This window comes from Ruegeria sp. HKCCD6157 (genome assembly GCF_013110685.1).
Classification (GTDB): domain Bacteria; phylum Pseudomonadota; class Alphaproteobacteria; order Rhodobacterales; family Rhodobacteraceae; genus Ruegeria.
Genome location: NZ_WVRB01000001.1, coordinates 1423481 through 1438238 on the forward strand (window position 1 = coordinate 1423481; position 14758 = coordinate 1438238).

The following is a 14758-nucleotide window of genomic DNA, read 5'->3' on the forward strand; positions in this document are numbered from 1 at the left end:
TTGGCAAATAACAACCTTGGGTAGATAACTGCTTTCCGAACGCCGTTAAGCGGGAATTAACCAATTTTGGCCGTTATAGCCGATAGCTTTGCGCCCGAGCCGTTTATGTCTGACACAGCAGAATTTTTCAGCGACCCATCTCTTGTCCACACGCCTTCGGCATCTCGTCTATGGTCGTTGGTGGCGGTGGCATTGTTGATCAGCATTGCCCCCATGATCGGGTTGCTGCCACCGGATTGGACCATGGGCATGATGGTCGCGGGAACTACTCTTTTGATCGTGGCACTATGCGTCGTGATCAAAGGCCAGGTCGACGCCAGACATGCGCAACAAACCACTGCCGTCATGGCCGCGTTTGCAGAACAGGAAGGTTCACCTTTCCTGATCGCAAACACCTATGGCGACATTCTGGCGTCCAACGCACCAGCGCGGGAACAGTTCGGCGCGGCGAAAGGAGCCAGCCTTGAAACCTGCCTCGGTTCGACGTTCTCGACCCCTCAGGTGATTTTGTTGAGGTTGCAATCTCAGGCCCGATCATTCGGTCGGGCCCGCGAAGACTGCGTGATCAGGGGAAACACAAGCAGTGTAACCGTGTTTCAATTGGCTCCCGACATTTTTTGCTGGCGGTTTCAACAGTCAGAACAGGAAAGCTGGCAATCTCTCAACCTGCCGGTTCTGACTATCGGATGCGCGGATGACGTGGTGCGCCCGAATCCGGCGGCGAAAAAGTTGCTTGGGCCGCGTCCCGGTCGGGTGCGCGACATCTTCGGTGATGCTGACGCCCGGATCGGAGCCTCAAACATCATCAAGTCACAGGACGGAATGATACCGGTCGCTGTGACGGAGCTTTCCCGATCCAGCAAGGAACAAAGCCTTGGTTTGGTGCCGCTCATTGAAACTCCGGCGCCCGGGGCCAGCACGTCTTTTGCAGATCTTCCGGTTCCGGTTCTCACCCTGTCTCCGGCGGGGGCCATTCTGAATGCCAACAGGCTGGCGAATAAGCTGCTGGGAAATGAAAACCTGGAAGGCACGAACATAGCCGACATAATGCGGGGTATGGGGCACCCCATTCTGGATTGGCTGGCGCAGACGGCCGCGCAAGAAGATGCGCAACGATCCGAATTTCTTCAGTTGACCCGAAAAGACAAGGAAGTCTTCGTACAGGTCACGCTGAGCCGTGTCGTTGTCGATGGCAAGATCTGTCTGATCGCGGTTCTGAATGACGCGACCGAGTTGAAGACTTTGGAGGCTCAATTCGTCCAAGGGCAGAAAATGCAAGCTGTGGGTCAATTGGCCGGCGGGGTCGCACATGATTTCAACAACCTGCTGACGGCCATTTCCGGGCACTGCGATCTGCTGTTGTTGCGTCACGATCAGAATGACCCGGATTATGGGGATCTGGTTCAGATCAATCAGAACGCCAACCGGGCAGCTGCGCTGGTCAGCCAGCTTCTGGCATTCTCGCGCAAACAGACTCTCAGGCCCGAAGTTCTGGATTTGCGCGACACGATCTCGGACCTCATTCACTTGTTGAACCGGTTGGTGGGCGAGAAAGTTCTGCTGACCCTCAGCCATGATCCGGTGTTAAAGCCGGTTCGGGCGGACAAACGGCAGTTGGAACAGGTGTTGATGAACTTGGTCGTCAACGCGCGCGATGCCATGCCTGACGGGGGCGAGATCCGCATCGAGACCGAGGTATTGAACCTGTCGCAACCGCTAAGCAGGGACAGGGCGACCGTCCAACCCGGCGAATACGTTACGGTCAGGGTCATGGACAGCGGCGTGGGAATACCTGCCGACAAACTGCAAAAGGTTTTCGAGCCGTTCTATACGACAAAGCGTACGGGCGAGGGGACAGGGCTTGGGCTTTCAACAGCGTATGGTATCGTCAAGCAGACGGGCGGTTTCATCTTTGTCGACAGTACGGTGGGTCGAGGCACCGAATTCACCGTCTTTCTACCGGTTTGCGCCACGGTGGCAGAGGCTGAACAGGACACTCCGGCCCAGCCCGAAGCTCAAAGCGCCCGGCAAGGAGAGGGCGTCGTGCTTTTGGTTGAAGACGAAGCGCCGGTCCGCGCCTTTGCAACCCGGGCCCTTCGGCTCAAGGGCTATACCGTGCTGGAAGCGGATTCGGCCGAGGAAGCCCTGCGGCTTCTGGAGGATCCGTCTTTGAACGTGGACGTATTCGTAACGGATGTGGTCATGCCCGGCATGGATGGGCCGACGTGGGTGCGCAAAGCTCGGGAAACACGCCCGGATGCCCGCGTGGTCTTCGTATCGGGTTACACGGAAGGTGCCTTTGGCGATTCAGAACCCGAGATCGCCAATTCAACCTTCCTGCCCAAGCCGTTTTCACTCACCCAGTTGACCGAGGCGGTTTTCCAACAGCTGAACTGAGCACCCTACAAGGCTGCATCGTGGAGCGCGAATTCCTCTGCGTGTCTTTTGCGAAATTTCTGCCGTGTCTCGGGCGTCAGCGTCAGATCACCCGGTGGTGATACATTCTCTTGCGGCAGGTCGATCTGCATATTCAGCCGCGCTTGCAGGAAGTCGAGAATTTTGCCCTGGTTTTCGTATTTGAAGATATGCGTGGCGCCGCGACCATTGCTGCGGGTACGGAAAAACTGGCTTTGGCTGCCAACATCGGCAAAATCCGGGCGCGGGTTTGTCATATAGGCCTGCGCAAACGTGTCGAAGCTCATGCCTCGGGTCGAATGGACGTGACCGATCAGGTCGGCGCGGCTGCGAAATCGATACCAGCTGCCCAGCCAGTCAACGGGTTCGCGAACAATTGCCAGGATCTCCATCTCGGTATCGTACATTTTCCGAAAAATGTTCTGGAAAAACCGATCATACCTGCGCACCGGAGCATGTTTGAGCTCGGGCGGATGAGTGACAACGATATCAGCGCGATCCCGCAACGCCGTGTGATAAGCCGTGCTGCCGGTTTTCGGAACGGCAAGGAAGGCAAGGCGTTCCTCATAGAAAACAAGCATTTAATTGCTCCAATTGTCATCCGGCTATGCGCGCAGATTGTCGTAAAGGACTTCTTAATACAATTGCTGAAGACTAAATCCCGTAAGTTTTTATTGAAATGTTCTTCTTTTGGTCCCATAAGGAACAAGAGGCGAACAAAGCAGCGATTGCCGCCCGATCAAGGGTGTGACAAAAGGGAAGGCGACAGGACAATGGCGGATCTTCTGACAATGAGCGACAAGAAAAACGCAGACAAGCAAAAGGCGCTCGACAGCGCGCTGGCCCAGATCGAACGGCAGTTCGGCAAAGGCTCCATCATGAAGCTTGGCGAAGGAGCCAAACAGGACATCGACGCAAGTTCGACAGGCTCGCTCGGGCTGGACATAGCGCTGGGAATTGGTGGTCTGCCGATGGGGCGGATTGTTGAGATTTACGGCCCCGAAAGCTCGGGGAAGACGACGCTGACGCTGCATTGCATTGCGGAACAGCAGAAACGCGGCGGCGTCTGCGCCTTTGTCGACGCCGAGCACGCGCTGGACCCGCAATATGCGCGAAAGCTGGGCGTTGATCTGGATGAGCTTCTGATCTCGCAGCCCGATACCGGAGAGCAGGCGCTGGAAATCACCGATACACTGGTGCGCTCGGGCGCGGTCAACATGGTCGTGGTCGATTCGGTTGCGGCGCTGACGCCGAAATCCGAACTGGAAGGCGACATGGGTGACAGCAATGTCGGCGTTCAGGCCCGACTGATGAGCCAGGCGATGCGGAAACTGACGGGCTCGATCAGCCGCTCGAACTGCATGGTGATCTTCATCAACCAGATCAGGATGAAAATCGGCGTGATGTTCGGCAGCCCCGAAACCACCACCGGCGGGAATGCACTGAAATTCTACAGCTCGGTCCGTCTGGATATCCGCCGCATCGGCGCGATCAAGGACCGGGACGAAGTTGTCGGCAACCAGACGCGCGTCAAGGTCGTCAAAAACAAGGTTGCACCTCCCTTCAAGCAGGTGGAATTCGACATCATGTACGGCGAAGGCATCAGCAAGATGGGCGAACTGCTGGATCTGGGTGTCAAAGCCGGTGTGGTCGAAAAGTCAGGGTCATGGTTCAGCTATGGCGACGAACGGATCGGGCAGGGGCGTGAGAATGCCAAACAATATCTGCGCGACAACAGCCGCATTGCCTTTGAGATCGAAGACAAGATTCGGGCGGCTCACGGGCTGGATTTCGACATGCCTCCGGGCGCAGCCGAGGATGATGACATCCTTGAAGCCTGACGATCGCTGACGGGGTGCGATACGTTCCCGACCCGAGGCGCTGTGTTGAAAATACATGAACAAGGCGGTCCCCGGGCCGCCTTGTTTCGTTCGGACACGCCTCTGCTGTGGACACTCGTTTGACAGGGGGATAAACCTGCGGGGACCAAGTTTTTTGTGCGCCGAGAGAGCCCTATGCCAACCCTGAACGACATCCGATCGACCTTTCTGAACTACTTTGAAAAACAGGGGCATGAGGTCGTGGCGTCCAGCCCGCTGGTGCCGCGCAACGACCCGACGCTGATGTTCGTCAATTCGGGCATGGTGCAGTTCAAGAACCTGTTCACCGGATTGGAAACACGTGACTACAAGCGCGCCACCACGGCGCAGAAATGTGTGCGTGCCGGCGGCAAGCACAACGATCTCGACAATGTGGGTTACACGGCGCGCCACCATACATTCTTCGAGATGTTGGGGAACTTCTCGTTTGGTGATTACTTCAAACACGAAGCGATCCCATTCGTGTGGGAATTGATCACCAAAGAATTTGGGATCGATAAGAACCGCCTGCTGACAACGGTCTATCATACCGATGACGAGGCGTTTGAAATCTGGAAAAAGGTCGGTGTTCCCGAAGACCGGATCATCCGCATCGCCACCAGCGACAATTTCTGGCAGATGGGACCGACCGGCCCCTGCGGCCCGTGTACCGAGATCTTCTACGACCACGGAAACCACATCTGGGGTGGTCCTCCGGGCTCTGCCGAAGAGGACGGCGATCGGTTCATTGAAATCTGGAACGTCGTCTTCATGCAAAACGAGCAGTTCGAAGACGGCTCGATGGTCGAGCTCGACATGCAGTCGATTGATACGGGCATGGGGCTCGAGCGGATCGGTGCATTGTTGCAGGGCAGCCATGACAATTATGACACCGATCTGTTCAAGGCACTGATCGAGGCATCGGCCGATGCAACTGGCGTGGATCCTTACGGGGATCAGAACGTGCACCACCGCGTGATCGCGGACCACCTGCGTTCGACTTCGTTCCTGATTGCTGATGGCGTGATGCCCAGCAATGATGGCCGCGGCTATGTTCTTCGCCGCATCATGCGTCGTGCCATGCGTCATGCGCATCTGTTGGGTGCCAAGGATCCGGTCATGCACCGGCTCGTCCCGTCATTGGTACAACAGATGGGCGGTCACTATGCCGAGTTGACCCAGGCACAGCCATTGATCGAAGAGACCTTGTTGCTTGAAGAAACGCGTTTCAAGCAGACGCTGGACCGGGGGTTGAGGCTGCTGGACGATGAGGTGTCTGGCCTTTCCGAGGGTGCGCCTTTGTCCGGTGAAGCGGCATTCAAACTGTATGACACCTACGGTTTCCCACTGGACCTGACACAGGATGCTCTGCGTGAAAAAGGCCGGACAGTTGACACCGAAGGCTTTGAAACGGCGATGGCCGAACAAAAGGCCAAAGCGCGGGCTGCCTGGGCCGGGTCCGGTGAAGCCGCGGATCAGGCGGTATGGTTCGATGTTCTGGACAGCGCCGGGGCGACCGACTTCCTTGGCTATGACACCGAGAAAGCCGAAGCTCAGGTTGTGGCACTGGTTGTCGACGGTGCCTTGGTTGACAAGATCCAAGCGGGCAACAGCGGCTGGGTCGTGGTGAACCAGACGCCGTTCTATGGCGAAGCTGGTGGCCAGGTGGGCGACACTGGCGAGTTGCGGCGTCTTGAAGATCGCGATCACCTCAGCCGGGTGGAGGACACCAGAAAATTCGCCGATGGGAAGGTCTATGCACATAAGGTGACGGTCTTCAGCGGTGCCGTGTCAAAAGGCGATTCTGTCGAGCTGGAAGTCGATCATGCGCGCCGCACGGCAATCCGGGCCAACCATTCGGCCACGCACTTGCTGCATGAAGCGCTGCGGGAAACGCTGGGCGACCATGTGGCGCAGCGCGGCTCGCTGAATGCGGCGGATCGTCTGCGGTTCGACTTCAGCCATTCCAAAGCGCTGAGCCTGGAGGAAATCCAGAAGATCGAACGTGAGGTGAACGGTTTCATCCGCCAGAACTCGGCTGTCGAGACACGGGTCATGACACCGGATGACGCACGCAAACTGGGCGCGCAGGCACTGTTCGGCGAGAAATACGGTGACGAGGTGCGTGTTGTTTCGATGGGCAAGGCACCTACGGGCAAGGGCCATGATGGCGAAACCTGGTCGATCGAACTGTGCGGCGGCACCCATGTGCGCCAGACGGGTGACATCGGCACCTTTGTCATCCTGGGCGACAGCGCAAGCAGTGCAGGCGTCCGCCGCATCGAGGCACTGACCGGGGATGAAGCGCTCCGTTACCTTTCGGCACAGGATCATCGTCTTGCGCAGGTGGCGTCGGAACTGAAGGCGCAGCCGGATGATGTGGTGGCCCGCGTGAAAAGCCTGCTGGAGGAACGCAAGTCATTGCAGAACGAAGTGGCTCAACTGCGTCGAGATCTGGCGATGGCCGGCGGGAACGGGCAGGGCGGTGGTGCCGAAGCGCGTGATGTGAACGGCGTGAAGTTCATAGCGCAGGCCCTCAGCGGGGTGTCCGGCAAGGATCTTCCGGCATTGATCGACGAACACAAGGCGCGTCTTGGATCGGGGGCGGTGCTGCTCATCGCGGATACCGGCGGCAAGGCCGCGGTTGCGGCTGGCGTCACCGAAGACCTGACAGGAACCGTTTCGGCGGTCGATCTGGTCAAGGCCGCCGTGGTGGAATTGGGCGGCAAGGGCGGCGGCGGCCGCCCGGACATGGCCCAGGGCGGTGGTCGGGATGCGTCGAACGCGGATTCGGCGATCAAGGCCGCAGAACAGGTTTTGGGAGGATAAGATGGCCGCACTCTGGATTGCACATGTGACGGTGACCGATGCCGAGGCGTATGGAAAATATGCCGAATTGGCCGGGCCAGCCATTGCCAAGCACGGGGGCACTTTCATCGCCCGCGCGGCGCGTTACGTTCAGTTGGAAGGCAAGGAGCGGCCACGCAACGTTGTTGCCCGTTTCCCGTCGCTTGAAGCGGCTGTCGAATGCTACAACTCGGATGACTATCAACAAGCATTGAGTCACGCGCGCGACGCCAGTGAACGTGAATTGGTTGTGGTAGAAATCACGGAGTGAACGTCTGCGTTCACGACGTGTAGCGCGGTTTGCCCGGTAAACGGGCAGCCAATAGGCAATCATTGGCTTATGCCACGATCGACCTTGGAAACTCAGCCCGCAAATATGGGCTGAGTTTATTTTTGCATTATTTCAATCACTTGTCGGGCCATGCCGTCGCGGATTAGTGCGGTAAACGCCTGAATTGTGGCTGCGTCACCCAAATTCTTGCGCAAAAAGGTCAGATTGACGGACGAATTTCCGCCCTTTTTCCCCTTCAACTTTTTAGGTGATTGCCTGAGCGGGGTTGTTCGCAGATAGTTTCACGAATCGGAATGCGACCCTGTTTGACGTGCAATCGTACGAAGAACATCGGATTGGGGTACAGGCATGAAACACTTCACAAATCTGGCCAAGCGGTTTGGTGCAAGACTTCTGCCGGTTTCAGTGCGCGCTTTCAGCATCAGTTTTTTGGGCGTCTGCACCATCGCCATGGCCCCCGCCGCACATGCGTCCGGGAACGGGTTTATCCCAAGTGTCGCGTCCTCGCCGCCACCGTCAGGAGCCATCAACCTGTGCGCTCAGTACAAATGGGCCTGCGCAGGAAAACGATCCGTATCCATGTCCAGCCAGCAAGAACTGAAGGTTGTCGAACAGGTAAATCGGCGCGTGAACAGATCGACGCGAGAAGTCACCGATCAATCTCAGTACAAGATGACTGAGCGTTGGGCGCTTCCGACAGCCAGGGGTGGCGATTGCGAAGACTTCGCGCTGTTGAAGAAAAGGGATTTGATCCATGCAGGCGTCGATCCAAGTAAACTGTTGATCGCTACGGTTCTGGACACGCGTCGGGTGCCTCACGCGGTGCTGGTGTACCGCTCTTCAAACGGTGATTTGGTTTTGGACAACCTCACAAACCGTATCAAGCCCTGGACAGCAACGCGGTATCTGTTTCTTCGTATGCAAGACCCGAACCGCCCCGGACGTTGGGTTGGTGTGTACGGCCATAGCTGAGGAAACCTGAAAGTCTTTTTGAGAAACTGAATACCGGTGCAATCGTATCTTGCACCGGTATTTTTGCTTCCGAATTAGAACGTTTCGCCGCCGCCTTCGTTTTCACCGCCGCCTTCGTTTTCACCGCCACCTTCGTTTTCGCCGCCGCCTTCGTTTTCGCCGCCGCCTTCGTTTTCGCCGCCGCCTTCGTTTTCACCGCCACCTTCGTTTTCGCCGCCACCTTCGTTTTCGCCGCCGCCTTCGTTTTCTCCGCCACCTTCGTTTTCACCGCCGCCAGAGCCGCTGCCTTCGCCCCCTCGGCTAGTGCCACCGCCGCCGGTGCCGCCGTTTTCACCGCTTGTGCCGCCAGATCCACCGCTTGAACCGCCGCCTCCTCCGAAATCCGGGCTGCTATCGACAGTCTCATCGGACGGACCATCTCCTGACCGCTGATCACTTGCGCCGATCGACGCCGTCGGCAAATCTGAAAGCAAGTCTGCAAGTGGCGCACATTCAGCACCCACACGCGCCAGAATTTGATCGAAATCGTGCCGGCGTTGAATGTATCGGATCATGCCCGATGTCACAGCGTCGCACTCACATAACACCTGTGCGGATGCTGCGGATTGTCTGGCTGTTTGAACGGTACATGTTCCGGCTGCGAAAGCTTCGCCCGCGGGCGAAAACAAAAACGTCGTTGCAACAAAATACAGCGGGATATTGCGGGACCGGATACCCATTTGGAACTCCTCGAAACTCGATACTTTACTACGTGTTCATATGAACCACCGAAGCGAGTGTGTTTATGAACGACGTCACACAACTGGCACATTTTCACCTTAAACGGGTCTCAATCACAATATGTGGATTGGGGGAGTGATGGAGAATTAATGCAACCTAAAGAAGAAAAGCTACTCTTTTCAATTGAAAACCGGGCGTAGTGCCCGGTTGTCCGTTTTTCATCTTTTGTCTGTTTGGACGCAAAATTGCCACACTTGGGCAATTGTTTCCGATTGCGGCAGCGGTCTGCCGGGTAAATCAGGCCGACTTGGCCATCCGCTTGCGCTCGTGCGGGTCAAGATAACGCTTGCGCAAGCGCACTGCATTCGGGGTGACTTCGACCAGTTCATCGTCGTCAATGTAAGCAATTGCCTCTTCCAGCGAGAACTGAATATGCGGCGTTAGACGAACCGCATCGTCCGAGCCACTGGCGCGTACGTTTGTCAGCTTCTTGCCTTTCAGCGGGTTCACTTCCAGATCATTGTCACGAGAATGCTCGCCAATCACCATGCCTTGATAGACATCCGTTTGAGGACCGACAAACATCCGGCCACGCTCCTCCAGGTTCCACAGGGCATAGGCCACGGCTTGGCCATTCTCCATCGAGATCAGAACACCCGCCCGGCGGCCCGGGATCGGGCCTTTGTGCGGGGCCCAGCCATGGAACACGCGGTTCAGAACGCCTGTGCCGCGGGTGTCGGTCAGGAATTCGCCGTGATAGCCGATCAGGCCACGGGACGGTACGTGCGCGATGATGCGGGTCTTGCCTGCACCTGCCGGGCGCATCTCGACCAGTTCACCTTTGCGGGCCCCGGTGATCTTTTCGATCACGGCGCCCGAGTATTCATCGTCCACGTCAATGGTGACTTCCTCGATCGGTTCCAGCCGCTGGCCGTTTTCCTCGCGGAACAGAACCTGCGGGCGCGAGATGCTGAGTTCGAACCCTTCACGGCGCATGTTCTCGATCAGAACACCCATCTGCAATTCGCCGCGGCCCGCAACCTCGAATGCCTCGCCGCCGGGTGTGTCGGTGACGCGAATCGCGACATTGGATTCGGCTTCTTTCATCAGGCGATCACGGATGACGCGCGACTGAACTTTCTTGCCGTCACGACCGGCCAACGGAGAATCGTTGATACCAAAAGTTACGGTGATCGTCGGCGGGTCGATGGGCTGTGCAGGCAGGGCTTCTTCGACCTGCGGAGCGACCAGAGAATCCGCCACGGTGGCTTTGCTCATGCCGGCGATGGTGACGATGTCACCGGCTTCGGCCACATCGATAGGTTGCTGAGCCAGCCCGCGGAATGCCAATATTTTTGAGGCGCGAAAGTTTTCGATCAACGATCCGTCACGGCTCAGGGCTTTCAGGCTGTCGCCAGCTTTCAATGTGCCGCTTTCCACACGACCCGTCAGAATGCGGCCGATGAATGGATCGCTGCCCAAAGTGGTGGCCAGCATCCGGAACGGTTCACCCTTATGCGCGATCTGTTTCGGGGCAGGAACGTGATCGACGATCAGATCAAACAGTGCGCTCAGGTCCTTGCGCGGGCCGTCCAGCTCCATATCCGCCCAGCCGGAACGGCCCGAGGCATACATGGCCGGGAAATCCAATTGATCATCATCGGCACCGAGGTTGGCAAACAGGTCAAAGCATTCATCCAGTGCGCGGTCAGGTTCCGCATCCGGCTTGTCGACCTTGTTCAGAACCACGATCGGGCGCAGGCCCAGCGCCAACGCCTTCGACGTCACGAATTTGGTCTGCGGCATCGGGCCTTCGGCGGCGTCAACCAGCAGGACAACGCCATCGACCATGCTGAGGATACGCTCGACCTCACCACCGAAATCGGCGTGGCCGGGGGTGTCGACGATGTTGATGCGTGTGTCTTTCCATTCGACCGAAGTTGCCTTGGCCAGAATGGTGATGCCACGCTCGCGCTCCAGATCGTTGCTGTCCATGGCGCGTTCCGCCACGGCCTGGTTTTCCCGGAACGCGCCGGATTGTTTGAGCAGCTCATCCACCAGGGTCGTCTTGCCGTGGTCCACGTGAGCGATGATTGCGATGTTGCGCAGGTCCATGAGAGGTCAGCCTTTGAACGGAAAGTTGCCGCGCGCATAGCGCGGCGCGACAAAATATACCAGCCCTAACCGATGATCAGTGACCGGCAGTCTTGGAAAAGAGGTGAATGATCAGGATTCCGGACAAGATCAACGTCAACCCCAGGATCGCAGGCCAATCCAGCCTTTGGCCGAACACGATGAATCCGATCACGGCGATCAGAAAGATGCCCAGACCGGACCAGATCGCATAAACGATACCGACAGGCATGTATTTCAGCGTCAGCGCCATGAGGTAAAATGCGAGTCCGTACCCTACGACCACAAGGACGGACGGCCAGAACCGCGTGAATTGTTGACTAGCCTGCAAGGCCGTGGTGCCAATGGTTTCCGCAACAACAGCCAGCATCAGATACAGATACGCTTGGGGCATTTTGATCCTCGAAACAGGAAAGATACCCTCGCGTTGAGCATGAAACCGAAGGGGTGGGCAAGGCGATTTTTTGGGTCTGAGGATATGAGAATACCATCTGAGGTCAGGTATACCTGACTATTCAGAGAAACGAATTGGTGTAGTCTTCTCGACGTATTTTATGATTTGTTATTGAGTTTTGAGTCATGACGACATTTTCGAAATCCGTAATATTTGCTGCGGGTCTGATAGTGGCGATTGGGTGGCTTGCTGACGGGGGGTCCGTCGAAGTTGAAGCAGCCAACATGGTTCAACAGTTTGATGGTAGTAGTGTTTTTTAAGCGCCACGTAGAGCTTAGCAGGGAAAAAGGAGCCATAGGGCTCCTTTTTTCTTTTCTGATTAGCGATGTACAGTCTCGACGCTTTGGAAGTGTGCTGCCAGTTGCGGTTGCAGCCAATCCCACAGCCCTGGAGAACCTGCTGCAATCGCAGGCTGAACGCGCGCCTCAAGCTGGGCATATGTTACCTTGTAATCGACCCACGATCCGCCACCGGTTTCCAGATTGGCGACAGGTGTCTGAAAACGATCAACGGCTTTGGCGAACCTGGCGTCGGGGCTGTCTGCCGCTTCAAACTCGTGCCACAGGGACGTGAAGGTGTTGCATTGCGTGTCGGGCAGCAGCCCGAACAAGCGCTTGGCGGCCGCTTGTTCCTTGGCGGTTTGCGCGGCATGATCGACCTGCCCGTGGATCGGATTGTCGCCAGCGTCGATTTCGACGATATCGTGCAGCAACAGCATTTGAAGGACCCGATCAACACGGATCCCCGGGGGCGCGTTTTCAGCCAGGACCCAGGCGTAGAGCATGATGTGCCACGAGTGTTCTGCCGAGTTTTCGAAACGATCACCCGCCATCAGCCGCGAGGCACGTAGAACAGACTTCAGCTGATCAGCTTCGGTCAGAAACGCCAGCCGTGTCGTAAACGCGTTGGCCTGCGTATCTGCACCAGCCAGCAGGTTTGCGGCGTGCTCGTAGGCCAGTGGAAAAACCTGTTCCAGATAGGCGGCGCGACCGCCTTCGAGATTTGAACGCGCTATGTCCACGTGATCCGGATTGGGGTTCGGGGCACACAGAACCTGAAACAGTGGCTGACAACGATCCAGAACCTTTGCAAACCGGGCGTCGGCGGTCTGATCCTCTTCAAATTCAAGCCAGACAGCGTGAAACAATTCGGCCTGATCCTTTGGCAACAGCCCAAACAGCTCTTTGGCTGCGGCTTGCTCGGCCTTGGCGACCGCGTTCCAATCAGTCTCAAGGTGAATTGGGTGGTCGCCGACAACGATTTCAACCAGGTCATGCAGCAACAGCATCCGTATGACCCGATCAATCGAGACATCCGGCCCTGCCAGCGGGGCCATGACCAGGGCCCACAAGGCCAGATGCCAGCTGTGTTCTGCCGAATTTTCGGGTCTGGATTGGTCAAGCAGGACATTTGCCCGCTCGACCATTTTCAGTTCGTCGGCCCGTTTCAGAAATGCGATTTGCGCCGACAGACGGTCGGTCATTGCTTTTCGATCGCCTTCTGCTTTGCACGATGCGCAGACAAGCGTTTGATCACGAACTGCCTGGCTTTCCGTTCAGCCAACCGAACACGGATTTCCGTCAGAAACGCCTCTTCCAGAGACTGAGACGCGGCCCCGAGCACTTCACCAACTTCGACAAAGAACCTGTCTTCGCCTGTCTCATCCATAACCTTCATCGTATCTTCGGCCAGTTTGGCGGCTAGAGATGTGATGGTGTCGGACATTAGCGGGTGTTCTCGGTCAGGCGGCGTTTCACATAGTCGCTGACATTGGTGATCAGCGTGTCCATGTGACGATCCTGAAAGAAGTGATCTGCACCTTCCACTTCGGTGTGCGTAATGGTGATCCCCTTCTGTTCGTGCAGCTTGTTCACCAGCGAGGTCGTGTCAGCCGGAGGCGCCACCCTGTCAGCCGTGCCGTTGATGATCAGGCCGGAAGACGGGCAGGGGGCAAGGAACGAAAAGTCATACATGTTTGCAGGGGGCGATACACTGATGAACCCCGTGATTTCAGGGCGGCGCATCAGCAGTTGCATACCAATCCACGCACCGAACGAGAAACCTGCGACCCAGCAGTGTTTCGAATTGTTGTTCATCGATTGCAGGTAGTCCAGCGCCGACGCCGCATCGCTCAGCTCGCCCACGCCCTGATCATACTCGCCCTGGCTGCGACCGACGCCGCGGAAGTTAAAGCGCAACACGGTGAAACCCATGTTGTAGAAGGCATAGTGCAGGTTGTAGACCACCTTGTTGTTCATGGTCCCGCCGAACTGAGGGTGCGGGTGAAGCACGATGGCGATCGGTGCGTCTTTTTCCTTTTGCGGGTGGTAGCGGCCTTCCAGGCGGCCTTCGGGTCCGGGAAAAATCACCTCGGGCATGTGTGCTTTGGTCCTGTCTTTTTCGTGCCGGTGCCCGGATATACTTGACGATAATCGTCGGGCACCTTAGAACGGTTCTAATTACATTGCTTGGCGCATACCAGCGCTGTCAGTCGGAGATACGCACTGGCAACGTCGGCGTCAATGATTTCGCGCAAATCCTGCTGAAAGGGGACATGGAATGAAGCTGTCGACCAAAGGGCGTTACGCAATGGTCGCCCTGGCGGATATTGCGCTCCAGCCGACGGAACGACTGGTGACGCTTGGGGAAATCTCCGAGAGGCAGGACATTTCATTGCCATATCTCGAGCAGCTCTTCGTCAAACTCCGCCGGGCGGACTTGGTGTCTTCCGTGCGGGGGCCCGGCGGCGGGTATCGACTGGCACGCCCGGCATCCGAAATTCGTGTCGTCGAAATTCTGGCCGCCGTTGACGAAACCGTTGATGCGCTGCAAAAAGGGGCAGGAGCATCCGGGGCCTCGTCCGGCAGCCGCGCACAATCGTTGACCAATCGGCTTTGGGAAAGTCTCAGCGCGCATGTCTATGTGTTCCTGCATCAAACCCGTTTGTCAGATGTGATCAAGAACGACCTCGCCCCGTGCCCGGCCGTGCCGAGCCTGTTTTCCGTTGTGGATGAATGATGTGAACGGGCGGGATATGAAATGAAGTCTGTCGGCAAAAAGATGTAT

The 14758-nt window shown here is 57.1% G+C and carries 13 protein-coding genes; 6 read left to right on the forward strand and 7 right to left on the reverse strand.

Annotation, left to right across the window (positions count from 1 at the left end; genetic code table 11):
• Positions 1 to 105: 105 nt before the first annotated feature.
• On the forward strand, positions 106 to 2397 hold the full coding sequence (locus tag GS612_RS06770; protein WP_171639473.1) for an ATP-binding protein: 2292 nt from the start codon (positions 106 to 108) through the stop codon (positions 2395 to 2397).
• 5 nt (positions 2398 to 2402) lie between these two features.
• Here the strand turns inward: GS612_RS06770 and GS612_RS06775 are convergent, their stop codons facing one another.
• Positions 2403 to 2996, reverse strand: a complete 594-nt coding sequence (locus tag GS612_RS06775; RefSeq protein ID WP_171639474.1) for a sulfotransferase family 2 domain-containing protein — start codon at positions 2994 to 2996, stop codon at positions 2403 to 2405.
• A 192-nt stretch (positions 2997 to 3188) separates the two neighbouring features.
• On the opposite strand from GS612_RS06775, the gene recA reads away from it, so the two are divergent.
• The 4 genes from recA to GS612_RS06795 all read left to right on the forward strand — a co-directional run bounded on the left by recA (position 3189) and on the right by GS612_RS06795 (position 8385).
• A complete protein-coding gene (gene recA / locus GS612_RS06780) occupies positions 3189 to 4256 on the forward strand; it encodes a recombinase RecA (protein WP_152458025.1) in 1068 nt (355 codons plus the stop codon).
• A 174-nt stretch (positions 4257 to 4430) separates the two neighbouring features.
• Positions 4431 to 7103 (forward strand): alanine--tRNA ligase, encoded by a 2673-nt coding sequence (gene alaS / locus GS612_RS06785; RefSeq protein ID WP_171639475.1) that lies wholly within the window; start codon positions 4431 to 4433, stop codon positions 7101 to 7103.
• 1 nt (position 7104) lies between these two features.
• The gene (locus tag GS612_RS06790) at positions 7105 to 7392 is read left to right on the forward strand and encodes a DUF1330 domain-containing protein (RefSeq protein WP_170344227.1); all 288 of its coding nucleotides are present in this window, start codon (positions 7105 to 7107) and stop codon (positions 7390 to 7392) included.
• 369 nt (positions 7393 to 7761) lie between these two features.
• Positions 7762 to 8385 carry a transglutaminase-like cysteine peptidase gene (locus GS612_RS06795; protein WP_253286106.1) on the forward strand — a complete coding sequence of 208 codons (624 nt, stop codon included), beginning with the start codon at positions 7762 to 7764 and terminating at the stop codon, positions 8383 to 8385.
• A 74-nt stretch (positions 8386 to 8459) separates the two neighbouring features.
• Here GS612_RS06795 and GS612_RS06800 read toward each other — a convergent pair whose 3' ends face one another.
• The 6 genes from GS612_RS06800 to GS612_RS06825 form a co-directional block, all read right to left on the reverse strand.
• Positions 8460 to 8939: a hypothetical protein gene (locus tag GS612_RS06800; protein ID WP_171638650.1), complete on the reverse strand. Its 480-nt coding sequence runs from the start codon at positions 8937 to 8939 to the stop codon at positions 8460 to 8462.
• Between the two features lie 463 nt (positions 8940 to 9402).
• Positions 9403 to 11220 carry a translational GTPase TypA gene (gene typA / locus GS612_RS06805; RefSeq protein ID WP_152458021.1) on the reverse strand — a complete coding sequence of 606 codons (1818 nt, stop codon included), beginning with the start codon at positions 11218 to 11220 and terminating at the stop codon, positions 9403 to 9405.
• A gap of 76 nt (positions 11221 to 11296) precedes the next feature.
• Positions 11297 to 11632 (reverse strand): multidrug efflux SMR transporter, encoded by a 336-nt coding sequence (locus tag GS612_RS06810; protein WP_152458020.1) that lies wholly within the window; start codon positions 11630 to 11632, stop codon positions 11297 to 11299.
• 379 nt (positions 11633 to 12011) lie between these two features.
• On the reverse strand, positions 12012 to 13175 hold the full coding sequence (locus GS612_RS06815; protein WP_171639476.1) for an HD domain-containing protein: 1164 nt from the start codon (positions 13173 to 13175) through the stop codon (positions 12012 to 12014).
• On the reverse strand, positions 13172 to 13417 hold the full coding sequence (locus tag GS612_RS06820; protein WP_152458018.1) for a hypothetical protein: 246 nt from the start codon (positions 13415 to 13417) through the stop codon (positions 13172 to 13174). The genes GS612_RS06815 and GS612_RS06820 overlap by 4 nt, the downstream gene beginning before the upstream one ends.
• Positions 13417 to 14070: an alpha/beta hydrolase gene (locus GS612_RS06825; protein ID WP_152458017.1), complete on the reverse strand. Its 654-nt coding sequence runs from the start codon at positions 14068 to 14070 to the stop codon at positions 13417 to 13419. Before GS612_RS06825 ends, GS612_RS06820 begins: the two co-directional genes overlap by 1 nt.
• A 181-nt stretch (positions 14071 to 14251) precedes the next feature.
• Here GS612_RS06825 and GS612_RS06830 point away from each other — a divergent pair, with 181 nt between their 5' ends.
• Positions 14252 to 14710 carry an Rrf2 family transcriptional regulator gene (locus tag GS612_RS06830; RefSeq protein WP_152458016.1) on the forward strand — a complete coding sequence of 153 codons (459 nt, stop codon included), beginning with the start codon at positions 14252 to 14254 and terminating at the stop codon, positions 14708 to 14710.
• Positions 14711 to 14758 lie beyond the last annotated feature (48 nt).

Bases quoted from the DNA above. Each gene is read 5' to 3' on its own strand.
- GS612_RS06770 (WP_171639473.1), top strand. From the start codon at position 106: ATGTCTGACACAGCAGAATTTTTCAGCGACCCATCTCTTGTCCACACG.
- GS612_RS06775 (WP_171639474.1), bottom strand. From the start codon at position 2,996: ATGCTTGTTTTCTATGAGGAACGCCTTGCCTTCCTTGCCGTTCCGAAA.
- recA (WP_152458025.1), top strand. From the start codon at position 3,189: ATGGCGGATCTTCTGACAATGAGCGACAAGAAAAACGCAGACAAGCAA.
- alaS (WP_171639475.1), top strand. From the start codon at position 4,431: ATGCCAACCCTGAACGACATCCGATCGACCTTTCTGAACTACTTTGAA.
- GS612_RS06790 (WP_170344227.1), top strand. From the start codon at position 7,105: ATGGCCGCACTCTGGATTGCACATGTGACGGTGACCGATGCCGAGGCG.
- GS612_RS06795 (WP_253286106.1), top strand. From the start codon at position 7,762: ATGAAACACTTCACAAATCTGGCCAAGCGGTTTGGTGCAAGACTTCTG.
- GS612_RS06800 (WP_171638650.1), bottom strand. From the start codon at position 8,939: ATGATCCGATACATTCAACGCCGGCACGATTTCGATCAAATTCTGGCG.
- typA (WP_152458021.1), bottom strand. From the start codon at position 11,220: ATGGACCTGCGCAACATCGCAATCATCGCTCACGTGGACCACGGCAAG.
- GS612_RS06810 (WP_152458020.1), bottom strand. From the start codon at position 11,632: ATGCCCCAAGCGTATCTGTATCTGATGCTGGCTGTTGTTGCGGAAACC.
- GS612_RS06815 (WP_171639476.1), bottom strand. From the start codon at position 13,175: ATGACCGACCGTCTGTCGGCGCAAATCGCATTTCTGAAACGGGCCGAC.
- GS612_RS06820 (WP_152458018.1), bottom strand. From the start codon at position 13,417: ATGTCCGACACCATCACATCTCTAGCCGCCAAACTGGCCGAAGATACG.
- GS612_RS06825 (WP_152458017.1), bottom strand. From the start codon at position 14,070: ATGCCCGAGGTGATTTTTCCCGGACCCGAAGGCCGCCTGGAAGGCCGC.
- GS612_RS06830 (WP_152458016.1), top strand. From the start codon at position 14,252: ATGAAGCTGTCGACCAAAGGGCGTTACGCAATGGTCGCCCTGGCGGAT.